General features: G+C 71.4%; 13 protein-coding genes. 10 read left to right on the plus strand and 3 right to left on the minus strand.

The genetic code is table 11. From position 1 onward, the window contains the following. Positions 1 to 4 precede the first annotated feature (4 nt). Positions 5 to 568, plus strand: a complete 564-nt coding sequence (locus IEZ24_RS13405) for a cytochrome b/b6 domain-containing protein (RefSeq protein ID WP_165356041.1) — start codon at positions 5 to 7, stop codon at positions 566 to 568. 15 nt (positions 569 to 583) lie between these two features. Here the strand turns inward: IEZ24_RS13405 and trxA are convergent, their stop codons facing one another. From trxA to IEZ24_RS13420, 3 genes are read right to left on the minus strand one after another with little or no spacing between them, the layout of a single operon-like run. Next, a complete protein-coding gene (gene trxA / locus IEZ24_RS22385; RefSeq protein ID WP_165356040.1) occupies positions 584 to 1264 on the minus strand; it encodes a thioredoxin in 681 nt (226 codons plus the stop codon). Between the two features lie 19 nt (positions 1265 to 1283). Continuing rightward, positions 1284 to 1973, minus strand: coding sequence for an MBL fold metallo-hydrolase (locus tag IEZ24_RS13415; RefSeq protein ID WP_129454466.1), 690 nt, complete (start codon positions 1971 to 1973; stop codon positions 1284 to 1286). Then, positions 1967 to 2686, minus strand: a complete 720-nt coding sequence (locus tag IEZ24_RS13420) for a maleylpyruvate isomerase N-terminal domain-containing protein (RefSeq protein WP_165356039.1) — start codon at positions 2684 to 2686, stop codon at positions 1967 to 1969. The genes IEZ24_RS13415 and IEZ24_RS13420 overlap by 7 nt, the downstream gene beginning before the upstream one ends. 163 nt (positions 2687 to 2849) lie before the next feature. Between IEZ24_RS13420 and uvrA the strand changes: the two genes are divergently transcribed. From uvrA to tpiA, 9 genes are all read left to right on the plus strand, one after another. After that, the gene (gene uvrA / locus IEZ24_RS13425) at positions 2850 to 5906 is read left to right on the plus strand and encodes an excinuclease ABC subunit UvrA (RefSeq protein WP_129454462.1); all 3057 of its coding nucleotides are present in this window, start codon (positions 2850 to 2852) and stop codon (positions 5904 to 5906) included. Positions 5907 to 5970: 64 nt separating this feature from the next. After that, entirely contained in the window at positions 5971 to 6444 is a 474-nt protein-coding gene (locus tag IEZ24_RS13430; protein ID WP_129454461.1) for a Rieske (2Fe-2S) protein, read from the plus strand. Positions 6445 to 6497: 53 nt separating this feature from the next. Next, positions 6498 to 8486, plus strand: a complete 1989-nt coding sequence (uvrC, locus tag IEZ24_RS13435; RefSeq protein ID WP_129454459.1) for an excinuclease ABC subunit UvrC — start codon at positions 6498 to 6500, stop codon at positions 8484 to 8486. A 3-nt stretch (positions 8487 to 8489) separates the two neighbouring features. Then, entirely contained in the window at positions 8490 to 9368 is an 879-nt protein-coding gene (rapZ, locus tag IEZ24_RS13440; RefSeq protein WP_129454458.1) for an RNase adapter RapZ, read from the plus strand. 1 nt (position 9369) lies between these two features. Continuing rightward, positions 9370 to 10338: a gluconeogenesis factor YvcK family protein gene (locus tag IEZ24_RS13445; RefSeq protein ID WP_129454456.1), complete on the plus strand. Its 969-nt coding sequence runs from the start codon at positions 9370 to 9372 to the stop codon at positions 10336 to 10338. Positions 10339 to 10415: 77 nt separating this feature from the next. Beyond that, positions 10416 to 11402 carry a DNA-binding protein WhiA gene (gene whiA / locus IEZ24_RS13450; RefSeq protein WP_129454454.1) on the plus strand — a complete coding sequence of 329 codons (987 nt, stop codon included), beginning with the start codon at positions 10416 to 10418 and terminating at the stop codon, positions 11400 to 11402. A 187-nt stretch (positions 11403 to 11589) separates the two neighbouring features. Then, entirely contained in the window at positions 11590 to 12585 is a 996-nt protein-coding gene (gap, locus tag IEZ24_RS13455; RefSeq protein ID WP_129454452.1) for a type I glyceraldehyde-3-phosphate dehydrogenase, read from the plus strand. A gap of 5 nt (positions 12586 to 12590) precedes the next feature. Next, the gene (locus tag IEZ24_RS13460; RefSeq protein WP_129454450.1) at positions 12591 to 13805 is read left to right on the plus strand and encodes a phosphoglycerate kinase; all 1215 of its coding nucleotides are present in this window, start codon (positions 12591 to 12593) and stop codon (positions 13803 to 13805) included. A 5-nt stretch (positions 13806 to 13810) separates the two neighbouring features. Further along, positions 13811 to 14599, plus strand: a complete 789-nt coding sequence (gene tpiA, locus IEZ24_RS13465) for a triose-phosphate isomerase (RefSeq protein ID WP_129454448.1) — start codon at positions 13811 to 13813, stop codon at positions 14597 to 14599. The last annotated feature ends 17 nt before the right edge of the window (positions 14600 to 14616 follow it).

A 14616-nucleotide genomic window follows, 5' to 3' on the forward strand; every position in this document is an offset into this window, starting at 1 on the left:
CCGGGTGCCCGGACCCGAGCCCCGCGTGGGCTACCGCGCCTCGCAGAAGGTGCTGCACTGGCTGACCGTGCTCGCGGTCGCCGCCCAGCTGGCGGTCGGCTACAACCTCGACCTCGACGACGGGTGCGACCCGGCGGGGGAGGACCGCAGCGGCGGCGACACCAGCGACGCCGAGGAGGAGCGCCTCGACCGCCTCGAGGACGCGTGCGAGGCGCGCGCCGACGACCACGACCTGCTCGGGGGCGGCTTCGACCTCGCCGAGGTGCACCTGCTCCTGGGGCTGGCGGTGCTGGCGCTGGGCGTCGTACGGCCGCTGTGGCGTCGCGTCGCCGGCCTCCCGCCGTGGTCCGAGCACCTGTCACCCGCCCGGCGGCGTCTCGCGACCCGGACCGAGCGCGCCCTGATGACGCTTCTGGTGGTCGTGCCGCTCACCGGGCTCGTGCTCGTCGGCACGGGCGACGACGCCTGGGTGCCGCTGCACGTCGGCGCGCACGTGGCGTTCTTCGTGGCCCTGGCGGCGCACCTGTCCAGCAACCTGCGACCGGCGATCCTGCGCCGGATGTTCTGACGAGCCGGGGCCGGGTCAGGACTCGAGCGGCCACCCGCGCTGCGCCCAGCCGCCGGTGCCGCCGGCGACGTTGATGGCGTGCAGGCCCTGCGCGCGCAGGTGGTCGACCACCTGACGGCTGCGGCCACCGGCTTGGCAGATGACGAAGAACGGCTTGTCCTTCGGCAGCTCCGCGACGCGGCCGGGGACGTCGTTCATGGGGATGTGCACGGCGCCGGGCACGCGCCCGTCGGCCACCTCCTCGGCCTCGCGCACGTCGACGACGTACGCCCCCTGGCTGTGCGCGGCGGCGAAGTCGTCGAGACCGACCTCGTCCTGCGGGCCGTTGGCGGCGGCCTCCTGCGCGGCCTGCACCTCCTGGCGGACGGCGTCCATGTCGAGCTCCCGTGCCTGCTGGATCACCCCGGCCAGGGCCTGTGCAGGCAGCGCGCCGGCCTGGTTGAAGAGCAGCACGCCGTCGCGGAAGAGCATCAGCGTCGGGATCGAGCTGATCGCCGCCATCTGGGCCAGCTGCTGCTCGGCCTCGGTGTCGACCTTGCCGAACACGATGTCGGGGTTGTCCTCCGCCGCCTTCTCGTAGACCGGGGCGAACTGGCGGCAGGGACCGCACCAGGCGGCCCAGAAGTCGACGAGGACGATGCCCTCGCTGCTCACGGTCTGCTCGAAGTCGGCCAGGGTCAGCTCTCGCGTGCTCATGCACCCAGCCTGCCACGGACTACCAGCCGCGCTCGCGCCACTCCGCGAGGTGGGGGCGCTCGTCGCCGAGGACGCCGTCGTTGCCGTGGCCGGGGTAGAACCAGGTCTCGTCCGGCAGCCGGCCGAAGAGCTTGTGCTCCACCTCTCCGACCAGCTGCGAGAACTTGTCGACGTCGCCGAAGGTCGCTCCGACGCCCCCCGGGAAGAGGCAGTCGCCGGTGAACAGGTGCGGGGTGGGCGAGACCTTCTCGTCGTCGAGGACCAGGCAGATCGACCCCGGCGTGTGGCCGGCGACCGGGATGACCGCGAGCTCGCAGGTCCCCACCGGGACGGTGTCGCCCTCGCCCACGCGCCGGCCGACCGTGACGCCGGTCTGCTCCTCGATCGCATCGGCGTCGGGTGCGCCCGCCACGACGACCGCACCGGGGTGGGCGGCCGTGACGGCCGCCAGCCCGCGGTGGTGGTCCCAGTGCTGGTGCGTGGTCACGACCGAGGTCAGCGTCCGGTCACCGATGAGCTCCAGGAGCCGCTCAGGCTCGGCCGCGGCGTCGACCAGGACCACCTCGTCGGTGTCGCTGCAGTGCAGCACGTAGCAGTTGTTGGACATCTCCGGGTCGACGGCGACCTTGGTCAGCGTCAGGCAGCCCAGTCGGCGTACGTCGGGGTCGCCGCCGGGGGAGACGTCCCCGGTGTAGGTGTCGGTCACCATGTCTCCACCTCCGGGAGCTCGGTCGTGTCGGACGTGAGGCCCTCGCCGGAGCCGCGGCCGGTCAGCCACCAGCCGGCGGCCGCGGACGGCCCGGTCACCACCGGGACCGTGGCGCCCGCCTGACCGGCGGCCTCGCCGTACGCCCAGGTGCCGGCGAGGTCGGTGGGGCGTACGAGGAACGGCGCGGGATAGGGCCGCTTCGTCATCGAGTCGAGCAGCAGGGTGCGGAATCCCTCCGGCCAGTCCGCGGCGGTGTAGCCCGCGTCGAGGTCGGCGTGGTGGATCTCGACCTCGCGCACCCGCATCAGGGGAACGTTGACCAGTGCGAACTCCGGTCCTCCCGGGGTCCGCTCGAACCGGCCGTCCCAGTCACCGGCGTGCATCGCCTCCAGCGCCTCGGAGAACGTCGCGGTCGAGGCCAGGAACCGCTCGCGGATCTCCCCGGGGGTCGCCCCGGCGAGCTCCTCGATGTCGTCGTCGCGGGCCTCCGGGGAGGCGTACATCGGTTGCGGCCGACCGAGGTGGGCGCCGTGCAGCACCCCCGCCAGCCCCTCGGCGTTGAGTGCGAGGTGCGCCACGACGTGCGCACGGGTCCAGCCGGGCAGCAGCGACGGCTCGGCCCACGCCGCGTCGTCGAGCCCGTCGACGGTGCGTACGAGCGCCTGGTCGGCGGCCGGGAGAAGGTCGGGCGCGCGGCCCGCTGCATCGCTCACGGCACCCATGGTGCCACTCCTCGACCTCCACCCCCGAGGGTGACGGATGGGCCCGTTGTCGGTGGTGGGTCATAGTGTGGAGCGGTGCGTCGCCTTGACCGACGGCGCACGACGAGGCGAACATGTGTTCGACTCCGCCGATGCCATCTCACCGAGGACCACTGTGGCCGACCAGCTCATCATCCGGGGCGCCCGGGAGCACAACCTCAAGGACGTCTCCCTCGACCTCCCGCGTGACTCGCTCATCGTCTTCACCGGCCTGTCCGGGTCCGGCAAGTCCAGCCTGGCCTTCGACACGATCTTCGCCGAGGGCCAGCGCCGCTACGTCGAGTCGCTCTCGGCCTACGCGCGCCAGTTCCTCGGCCAGATGGACAAGCCCGACGTCGACTTCATCGAGGGCCTGTCGCCCGCGGTCTCGATCGACCAGAAGTCCACCTCGAAGAACCCCCGTTCGACCGTCGGCACCATCACCGAGGTCTACGACTACCTCCGCCTCCTCTACGCCCGCGCGGGCCGCGCCCACTGCCCGACCTGCGGCGCACCGATCGAGCGGCAGACGCCGCAGCAGATCGTCGACCGCATCCTGGCGCTCGAGGAGGGCCGCCGCTTCCAGGTGCTCGCCCCGGTCATCCGCGGCCGCAAGGGCGAGTACGTCGAGCTGTTCCGCCAGCTGCAGCAGCAGGGGTTCAGCCGGGCGCGCGTCGACGGCCAGACGCACACCCTCGACGACCCGCCGACGCTCGACAAGAAGCTCAAGCACACCATCGAGGTGGTGGTCGACCGGCTCGCCGTCAAGGAGTCGTCCAAGCGCCGGCTCACCGACTCCGTCGAGACCGCGCTCGGCCTCGCCGGCGGTCTGGTGGTGTTCGACTTCGTCGACCTCGACGCCAAGGACCCCGGGCGCGAGATGAAGTTCTCGGAGAAGATGGCGTGCCCCAACGACCACACCATCGACACCGACGACCTCGAGCCGCGCTCGTTCTCCTTCAACTCGCCCTTCGGCGCGTGCCCCGTCTGCTCCGGGCTCGGGACCCGGATGGAGGTCGACCCCGAGCTGGTCGTGCCCGACCCCGGCGCGACCCTCGGCGAGGGCGCGATCGCGCCGTGGAGCGGCGCCCACGTCGCCGACTACTTCCTCCGGCTGGTCAACGCGCTCGGCGAGGAGCTCGGGTTCGACCTCAACACGCCGTGGGACCAGCTGACCCCCAAGGCGCGCACCTCCCTGCTCGAGGGCCACAAGACCAAGGTCCACGTGGTCACCAAGAACCGCTACGGCCGCCAGCGCGCCTACTACGCCGCGTTCGAGGGCGTCCGCCCCTATGTCGAGCGGCGGCACCGCGAGGCGGAGTCCGACACGAGCCGCGAGCGGTTCGAGGGCTTCATGCGCGAGGTGCCGTGCCCGGCCTGCCACGGCTCCCGGCTCAAGCCGGTCTCGGTCTCGGTCACCCTCGGCGCCCGCGACCAGGGCGGCAAGAACATCGCCGAGGTCTGCGCGCTGCCGATCAACGAGGCCGCCCACTACCTGCGCACCGTGGACCTGTCCGTGCGCGAGCGCCAGATCGGTGAGCGGGTCCTCAAGGAGATCCAGGAGCGCCTGCAGTTCCTGCTCGACGTCGGACTCGACTACCTGTCCCTCGACCGGCCCAGCGGCTCGCTGTCCGGCGGCGAGGCGCAGCGGATCCGGCTGGCCACACAGATCGGCGCGGGTCTCGTCGGAGTCCTCTACGTCCTCGACGAGCCGTCCATCGGCCTGCACCAGCGCGACAACAAGCGCCTCATCGAGACGCTCCTGCGGCTCAAGGACCTCGGCAACACCCTGATCGTGGTCGAGCACGACGAGGACACCGTCCGGGTCGCCGACTGGGTCGTCGACATCGGTCCCGGTGCCGGCGAGCACGGCGGCCAGGTCGTCCACTCCGGGTCCGTCGAGGACCTGCTCGCCCACCCCGACTCGATGACCGGCCAGTACCTCAGCGGCCGCCGCGAGATCCCCGTCCCCGCCGTACGCCGCCCGCGCACCGTCGGTCGCGACCTCACCGTGCACGGCGCGCGCGAGCACAACCTCCAGGACGTCGACGTCAGCTTCCCGCTCGGCGTCTTCACCGCGGTCACGGGCGTGTCCGGGTCGGGCAAGTCGACGCTCGTCAACGACATCCTCTACACCTCCCTGGCCAAGCAGATCTACAACGCGCGCACCGTGCCCGGTCGGCACACCAAGATCACCGGCCTCGAGCACGTCGACAAGGTGATCCACGTCGACCAGTCGCCGATCGGTCGCACCCCGCGCTCCAACCCGGCGACCTACACCGGCGTCTTCGACCACGTCCGCAAGCTCTTCGCCTCCACCCCGGAGGCCAAGATGCGCGGCTACCTCCAGGGCCGGTTCTCGTTCAACGTCAAGGGCGGCCGCTGCGAGGCCTGCTCCGGCGACGGCACGATCAAGATCGAGATGAACTTCCTGCCGGACGTCTACGTCCCGTGCGAGGTGTGCCACGGCGCCCGCTACAACCGCGAGACGCTCGAGGTCCACTACAAGGGCAAGACGATCGCCGAGGTCCTCGACATGCCGATCGAGGAGGCCGCCGACTTCTTCGCCGCGGTGCCGGCGATCGCGCGCCACATGAACACGCTCCAGGAGGTGGGCCTCGGCTACGTCCGGCTCGGTCAGCCGGCCACCACGCTCTCCGGTGGCGAGGCGCAGCGCGTCAAGCTCGCCAGCGAGCTGCAGAAGCGGTCCACCGGACGCACGGTCTACGTCCTCGACGAGCCGACCACCGGCCTGCACTTCGAGGACATCCGCAAGCTCCTGCACGTCCTGTCCGGCCTGGTCGACAAGGGCAACACCGTCCTGGTGATCGAGCACAACCTCGACGTCATCAAGACCGCCGACTGGCTCATCGACATGGGGCCGGAGGGCGGCTCGCGAGGCGGCATGGTCGTCGCCGAGGGCACGCCGGAGGAGGTGGCGGCCGTCGCGGAGAGCCACACCGGCTCGTTCCTCGCCCCCATCCTCGAGGGGCGCGGTGCGCAGCAGCCAGGTGCGCCGCGCCGCCAGAAGGCGGTGGCCGCGACCTCCGCGCCCGCGCGCAAGGCGACCCGCACGACCGCCAAGGCACCGGCCAAGAAGGCACCGGCCAAGAAGGCTGCGGCCAAGACAGCCACCAAGGCAGGCCGGAAGGCCCCCGCGGCGAAGAAGGCTGCCGCGAGGAAGACGTCCTGACGGCCCTGCTGGTGCACGGCCGGTAGTGTCCTTCTCAACCACTTCTGGGCGAAGGGAAGCCGTCATGACGTCTGGGCCGATTCCGGGGATCAACCGCCGCCGCACCCTGACCGGCGTCGCGGCCGTCGCGGCCGGGCTGCCGATCCTGGCCGCCTGTGGGGAGGACGAGGCCGGCTCGACCGGCGGCTCGGGCGAGGACACCGGGACGCCGAGCCCCTCGGGCTCCGAGAGTGGGTCCGGCGGGAGCGCCGGCGCCGTGGTCGCCAGTACCGCCGACATCGAGGTGGGCGGCGCGGTCTTCATCGAGGACCCCAGCATCGTCATCACCCAGCCGGAGGAGGGCGAGTTCCACGCCTTCAGCCGGACCTGCACCCACCAGAAGTGCCCCGTCACCGACATCCAGGACGGGAAGATCCACTGTTCCTGCCACCAGAGCCTGTTCGACATGACCACCGGCGAGAACGTGGGCGGACCGGCTCCCTCCCCGCTGTCCGAGGTGGAGATCACCGTCGACGGGGACTCGATCACCCTCGCGTGAGCGCCGTCCGAGGCGGCTGAAGCGATGTGGGTGGCCGCCCGTAGGGTTGGCGGGTGGCCAGCCCGAGCTCCTACCGACCCGCGGCCGGGTCGATCCCGACCAAGCCGGGGGTCTACCGCTTCCGCGACGCCAAGGGCCGCGTCATCTACGTCGGCAAGGCCAAGAGCCTGCGACCCCGTCTGTCGTCCTACTTCCAGGACATCGGCAACCTGCACCCGCGCACGGCCACGATGGTCACCACCGGCGCGAGCGTCGAGTGGACGGTCGTCGACACCGAGGTCGAGGCCCTCCAGCTCGAGTACAGCTGGATCAAGGAGTTCGACCCGCGCTTCAACGTCAAGTACCGCGACGACAAGTCCTATCCCTGGCTCGCCGTCACTGTCGGTGACGAGTTCCCGCGGGTGATGGTCGGCCGCGGCGCCAAGCGCAAGGGCACCCGCTACTTCGGCCCCTACAGCCATGCGTGGGCGATCCGCGAGACCGTCGACCTGCTGCTGCGGGTGTTCCCGATGCGCTCGTGCAGCAACGGCGTCTTCAAGCGCTCGGCCCAGATCGGTCGCCCGTGCCTCCTCGGCTACATCGACAAGTGCGCCGCCCCGTGCGTCGGCAACGTCACCGCCGAGCAGCACCGGGAGATCGTCGACGACTTCTGCGACTTCATGGGCGGCAACACCACCGCCTTCGTCAAGCGCGTCGAGCGCGAGATGTACGCCGCCTCCGAGGCGCTCGACTTCGAGAAGGCCGCGCGGCTGCGCGACGACCTCGGCGCGCTCACCAAGGCCCTCGAGAAGCAGGCGGTCGTGCTCGGCGACGGCACCGACGCCGACGTGATCGCGCTCGCGGAGGACCCGCTCGAGGTCGCGGTGCAGATCTTCTACGTCCGCGGCGGGCGGATCCGCGGCCAGCGCGGCTGGGTGGCCGACCGGTCGGACGACAGCGACACCGCCGGGCTGGTCCAGGAGTTCCTGCTCCAGCTCTACGGCGGCGCCGACCCCGATGCGGGAGACACCATCCCGCGCGAGGTGCTCGTGCCCGCGCTGCCGCCCGACCACGACGTGCTCGAGCAGCTGCTGGGCGAGCGGCGCGGCAGCAAGGTCGCCATCCGGGTGCCGCAGCGCGGCGACAAGCGCGACCTCCAGGCGACGGTCGCCAGCAACGCCGCGCAGGCGCTCGCGCTCCACAAGACCAAGCGCGCCAGCGACCTGACCACACGCAACCGTGCGCTGGAGGAGATCCAGCAGTCGCTGGGGCTCGACGAGGTGCCGCTGCGCATCGAGTGCTACGACGTCTCCAACCTCCAGGGCACCGAGGTGGTCGCCTCCATGGTCGTCTTCGAGGACGGCCTGCCCCGCAAGTCCGAGTACCGCCGCTTCGTGATCCGCGGCGTCGACGGCCAGAACGACGTCGCCTCGATGCACGAGGTGATCACCCGGCGTTTCAGGCGGCTGCTCGACGAGCAGGCGCGCAGCGAGACGGTCTCGACCGAGTCCGGTCCGATGCTCGTCGATCCCGAGACCGGCCGGCCCCGCAAGTTCGCGTACGCCCCCTCCCTCGTCGTCGTCGACGGGGGACCGCCGCAGGTGGCGGCGGCCCGGCAGGCACTCGCCGAGCTGGGCATCGACGACGTCCCGGTGTGCGGGCTGGCCAAGCGGCTCGAGGAGGTGTGGCTGCCGGGGGAGGAGGACCCGGTGATCATGGCGCGCACCAGCGAGGGGCTCTACCTCCTCCAGCGCATCCGCGACGAGGCGCACCGCTTCGCCATCACCCACCACCGCAACCGACGCTCCAAGTCGATGGTCGAGAGCACGCTCGACGACGTCCCGGGGCTCGGCGAGGTGCGGCGCAAGACGCTCCTCAAGCACTTCGGGTCGCTCAAGAAGCTGCGGGAGGCCGAGGTCGACGAGATCGCGCTCGTCCCCGGCATCGGTCCGCGCACGGCCACGGCCATCAAGGACGCGGTCGCGAAGGCCGACACGACCCGCAAGACTGCTGCCAGCACGCCGACGGTCAACACCGCCACTGGCGAGATCATGGAGGACTAGGGCATGTCCCTCACCAACGAGCCGACCCCCGGCGAGCTGGTGATCGTCACCGGCATGACCGGTGCCGGTCGCAGCACGGCCGCCAAGGAGCTCGAGGACCTCGGCTACTTCGTGGTCGACAACCTGCCACCCACGCTGGTGCGTGACGTGGTGCGGCTCGTCGACGACAGCCGCGGCATCCACCAGCCGATCGCCGTGGTCGTCGACGTCCGTTCGGGCTCGTTCTTCGACTCCCTCCAGGCCAACCGCCACCAGCAGGTCACCGGCCGGCCGACCACGCTCCTGTTCCTCGAGGCCACCGACGAGGTGCTCGTACGCCGCCAGGAGGCCGCCCGGCGACCGCACCCGCTCCAGGGTGGCGGGCGCCTGCTCCACGGCTTGCAGCGCGAGCGCGGGGTGATGGCCGACCTCCGCGGCGACGCGGACGTGCTGCTCGACACCTCCAACTTCAACGTCCACCAGCTCCAGGACCGCATCGCCGAGCTGTTCGGCACCGCGGCGTCGACGCGGCTCAAGGTCACCGTGATCAGCTTCGGCTTCAAGTACGGCATCCCGGTGGACGCCGACTGGGTGGCCGACATGCGGTTCCTGCCCAACCCGCACTGGGTCCCCGAGCTGCGCCCGCAGAACGGCCGCGACCCGGATGTGTCGGCCTACGTGCTGTCCCAGCCCGGGGCCGGGCAGTTCCTCGAGCAGTACCTCCCGGTCCTCCGCACCGTCGCCGAGGGCTACCTCACCGAGGGCAAGCGCTTCATGCAGGTGGCGGTCGGCTGCACGGGGGGCAAGCACCGCAGCGTCGCGATGACCGAGGCGATCGCGGGGCTGCTGCGCGAGGCGGGCTACGACGTCAGCACCGCCCACCGCGACCTCGGCAGGGAATGACGTGGCGCGCGACACCGCGCAGGCCGCGGTGGCCCTCGGGGGCGGGCACGGCCTGTTCGCCACGCTCTCGGCGTTGCGGCGGCTCCACGACGACCTGACGATCGACGAGCTGACCGCTGTCGTCACCGTCGCCGACAACGGCGGGTCGTCTGGGCGGCTGCGCGGGGAGTTCGGCGTACTGCCTCCCGGCGACCTCCGCATGGCGCTGGCCGCGCTGTGCGGCGACGACGAGTGGGGCCGTACGTGGGCCGACGTCATCCAGCACCGTTTCGCCGGCCAGGGGGAGATGAACGGCCACGTCATCGGCAACCTCCTGATCGTCGGGCTCTGGGAGCTGATGGGCGACCACGTCCGGGCGCTCGACTGGGTGGGGCGGCTCCTCGGAGCGCACGGACGCGTGCTGCCGATGGCGACGACCCCGATGGACATCACCGCCCGGGTGCGCGGTGTCGACCCGGCCGCGCCGGACGCGGTCACCCTCGTACGCGGCCAGGTCGAGGTGGCGACGACCGAGGGCCGCATCGACTCCGTCGCGCTCGTCCCCGAGGACCCGCAGGCGTGTCCGGAGGCCGTCGACGCGATCCTCGCGGCGGAGTGGGTCGTGCTCGGTCCCGGCTCGTGGTTCAGCTCGGTGATCCCGCACCTGATGGTTCCGGGCCTGCGCCGGGCGCTGGCCGAGACGCAGGGGCGCCTCGTCGTCGTGCTCAACCTCGAGGCACAGGCGGGGGAGACCACGGGCTTCGGGCCCGCCGACCACCTCGCCGCGCTCTTCGAGCACGCGCCGGACCTGACCGTCCACGCCGTCCTCGTCGACTCCTCGGCGCTCGCCAACGACCACGCCCGGCTGGAGAAGGACGTCGCCGACCGCGGCGCCCGGCTCGTGGTCGCCGACATCGCCGTGCCGGGGGAGCCTCGCCACGACCCCGACCGACTCGCCGAGGCCTTCCGGCGGATCGTCGACGAGGCCTGAGCCGAGTCGACCGACTCCCTCCTGAGGGGTGGGTGAGGGGGATTTCGGTTGTTGACCAACGTGGCAGGATGCGCCCCATGGCAATGACGGCACAGGTGAAGGCAGAGCTCGCCTCCACCCAGATCACCAAGACCTGCTGCCGCAAGGCCGAAGTGGCCTCCATGCTCCGCTTCGCCGGCGGGCTGCACATCGTGAGCGGACGCATCGTCGTGGAGGCCGAGCTCGACACCGGGGCCGCCGCACGACGGCTCCGCAAGGACATCGCCGAGGTCTACGGCCACCCCTCCGACGTGGTGATGGTCCAGGGCAACGGCATCCGCAAGGGCAGTCGCTACATCGTGCGGGTGACCAAGGACGGCGAGGCGCTGGCCCGCCAGACGGGCCTGCTCGACCAGCGCGGCCGACCCGTACGCGGCCTGCCGCCCGCGGTCGTCAGCGGCGGCGGCTGCGACGCCGTGGCTGCGTGGCGCGGTGCGTTCCTCGCCCACGGCTCGCTCACGGAGCCCGGTCGGTCGTCCTCGCTGGAGATCACCTGCCCCGGCCCCGAGGCGGCACTGGCCATCGTCGGAGTGGCGCGCCGGCTCGGCATCTCCGCCAAGGCGCGCGAGGTGCGCGGCGTCGACCGGGTCGTGATCCGTGACGGCGACGCGATCGGCGCGCTGCTGACCCGCCTCGGTGCCCACGAGTCCCTGATGGCGTGGGAGGAGCGGCGGATGCGGCGCGAGGTCCGCGCCACGGCCAACCGCCTCGCGAACTTCGACGACGCCAACCTGCGCCGTTCGGCGCGCGCGGCCGTCGCGGCGGGCGCCCGGGTGGACCGGGCGCTGGAGATCCTCGGCGAGGAGATCCCCGACCACCTCCGCCAGGCCGGCCACCTCCGGCTCGAGCACAAGCAGGCCTCGCTCGAGGAGCTCGGCCAGCTGCACGACCCGGTCCTCACCAAGGACGCGATCGCCGGCCGCATCCGTCGTCTCCTCGCGATGGCCGACAAGCGTGCCGAGGAGCTCGGCATCCCCGACACGGAGGCGTCGCTGACCCCGGAGATGCTCGCCGAGGACGCCTGAGGCTCCGGTCGGGCGGCGCGGGCAACCGGGTGCGTCCCGAGGATTGGATCGATCCAAGGTTACCGGTCCGTACCGCGGGAGACTGCGGGTGGACCCCCGTCCGCCACCCGATAGGGTCGGAACCGGTCACCGAAGGCCAGATCGTCCACGAGGTCACCGAAGGCCCCACCCGAAGGAGACAATCACCATGACCGTCCGCGTAGGCATCAACGGCTTCGGCCGCATCGGCCGCAACTTCTTCCGCGCCGTGCGCGCCTCGGGCGCCGACATCGAGATCGTCGGCGTCAACGACCTCACCGACAACGCGTCGCTGGCCCACCTGCTCAAGTTCGACTCGATCCTCGGGCGCCTCGACGCCGACGTGTCGAGCGACGACACCTCGATCATGGTCGGCGACCAGAAGATCGCCGTGTCCGCCGAGCGCGACCCGGGCTCCCTCAAGTGGGGCGACCTCGGTGTCGACGTCGTCGTCGAGTCCACCGGCTTCTTCACCGACGCGACCAAGGCCAAGGCCCACGTCGACGCCGGCGCCAAGAAGGTCATCATCTCCGCGCCCGCCTCCAACGAGGACATCACGATCGTGATGGGCGTCAACCACGACCTCTACGACCCGTCGCAGCACACGGTCATCTCCAACGCGTCGTGCACCACCAACTGCCTGGCACCCATGGCGAAGGCGCTGCACGACGGCCTCGGCATCAACAAGGGCCTGATGACGACCATCCACGCCTACACCGCCGACCAGAACCTGCAGGACAACATCCACAAGGACCCGCGTCGCGCCCGCGCCGCCGCGCTCAACATGGTGCCCACCTCCACCGGTGCGGCGAAGGCCATCGGCCTGGTGCTGCCGGAGCTCAAGGGCAAGCTCGACGGCTACGCCATGCGCGTCCCGGTCCCGACCGGCTCGGCGACCGACCTCACCTTCGAGGCCTCGCGCGAGACGTCGGTCGACGAGGTCAACGAGATCGTCAAGGCTGCCGCCGACGGTCGCTTCCTGCGCTACTCGACCGACCCGATCGTCTCTACCGACATCGTGACCGACCCGGCGTCCTGCATCTTCGACGCCCCGCTGACCAAGGTCATCGGCAACCAGGTCAAGGTGCTCGGCTGGTACGACAACGAGTGGGGCTACTCCAACCGCCTCGCCGACCTGATCACGCACGTCGGCACCTCGCTCTGACGGCGATGACCGACTCCACCGCAGGGATCGAGTCGCTGGGTGACCTGAAGGGCAGGCGCGTGCTGGTCCGCTCGGACCTCAACGTGCCCCTCGACGGCACCGCGATCACGGACGACGGCCGGATCCGGGCGAGCGTCCCCACCATCAAGCATCTGTCCGACGCGGGCGCCAAGGTGGTCGTCCTCGCCCACCTCGGCCGCCCGAAGGGCGCACCCGACCCGCAGTACTCGCTGCGGCCGGTCTCCGAGCGGCTCGCCGAGCTGCTCGGTCGCCCGGTCGCCTTCGCCACCGACACGGTCGGGGCGAGCGCGACGGAGACGGTGGCGGGCCTGCAGGATGGCGACGTCGCGGTCCTGGAGAACGTCCGCTTCAACGACGGCGAGACCAGCAAGGACGACGCCGTGCGCGGCGCGTTCGCCGACCAGCTCGCGCAGCTGGCCGACGCCTTCGTGTCCGACGGTTTCGGGGTCGTGCACCGCAAGCAGGCCAGCGTCTACGACGTCGCGCTGCGGCTGCCGTCGGCGATGGGCGGCCTGGTCGCGTCCGAGGTCGACGTCCTGCGGCGTCTCACCGAGCACCCCGAGCGGCCCTACGTCGTGGTGCTCGGCGGCTCCAAGGTGTCCGACAAGCTCGGCGTCATCGACAACCTGATCGACAAGGCCGACAAGCTGCTCATCGGCGGCGGCATGGTCTTCACCTTCCTCAAGGCCCAGGGCCACGAGGTCGGCAAGAGCCTGCTCGAGGCCGACCAGCTCGACACCTGCACCCGCTACCTCGCCGAGGCCGCGGACCGCGGTGTGGAGATCGTCCTCCCGACCGACGTGGTGGTCGACACGGCCTTCCCGTCGGGCGACCGCGAGCCCGAGCCCACTGTCGTACCGGCCTCCGAGATCCCGGCCGACGCCCTCGGCCTCGACATCGGGCCGGAGTCGGCAGCCGCGTTCGCAGCGGAGCTGGCCGACGCGCGGACGGTCTTCTGGAACGGCCCGATGGGCGTGTTCGAGGTCGACGCCTTCGCCGGCGGCACCCGTGCCGTCGCCGAGGCCCTCACCAAGGTCGAGGGGCTCTCGGTCGTCGGCGGCGGCGACTCGGCCGCGGCCGTACGCCAGCTCGGCTTCGACGAGGCCGCGTTCGGCCACATCTCCACCGGCGGTGGCGCGTCGCTGGAGTTCCTGGAGGGCAAGGAGCTCCCGGGCATCGCCGTACTGGAGAGGGACTGAACACCATGGCGCGCACACCCCTGATGGCCGGCAACTGGAAGGCCAACCTCAACCACCAGGAAGCGGTGGTGCTGGTCCAGAAGCTCGCCTGGACGCTCGCGGACAAGCGGCACGACTTCGGCAAGGTCGAAGTCGTCGTGGTGCCGCCCTTCACCGACCTCCGCTCGGTGCAGACGCTGGTCGACGGCGACCGCCTGGCGATCCGCTACGGGGCCCAGGACGTCTCGGTCCACGACGGCGGCGCCTACACCGGTGAGATCACCGCCGGGATGCTGTCCAAGCTGGGCTGCTCCTACGTCGTGGTCGGCCACAGCGAGCGCCGGATGTACCACAACGAGTCCGACGAGCTGGTCAACGCCAAGGCGCACCAGGCGCTCCACGCGGGCATGACGCCGATCGTGTGCGTCGGGGAGGGCCTCGACACCCGCCAGGCGGGCGAGCACGTGTCGTTCACGCTCTCGCAGGTCGACGGCTCGCTCGACGGCTTCACCGCCGAGCAGGTCGCGGGCCTCGTGGTCGCCTACGAGCCCGTCTGGGCCATCGGCACCGGCGAGGTGGCGACCCCCGACGACGCGCAGGAGGTCTGTGCGGCCATCCGCGAGCGCGTGCGTGAGGTGCACGGCGACGGGGCGGCCGACGGGCTCCGGATCCTCTACGGAGGCTCTGTGAAGGCCGCCAACGTGGGCGGGATCATGGAGAAGGCCGACGTCGACGGGTGCCTCGTCGGCGGCGCCAGCCTGCAGGTCGACGAGTTCGGCGGGATCTGCCGGTTCTACGACATGCCGGTGCTGTGAGGGCACCCGCCGGTTCC

It is taken from the genome of Nocardioides ganghwensis, from assembly GCF_014779655.1.
Lineage (GTDB): Bacteria > Actinomycetota > Actinomycetes > Propionibacteriales > Nocardioidaceae > Nocardioides > Nocardioides ganghwensis.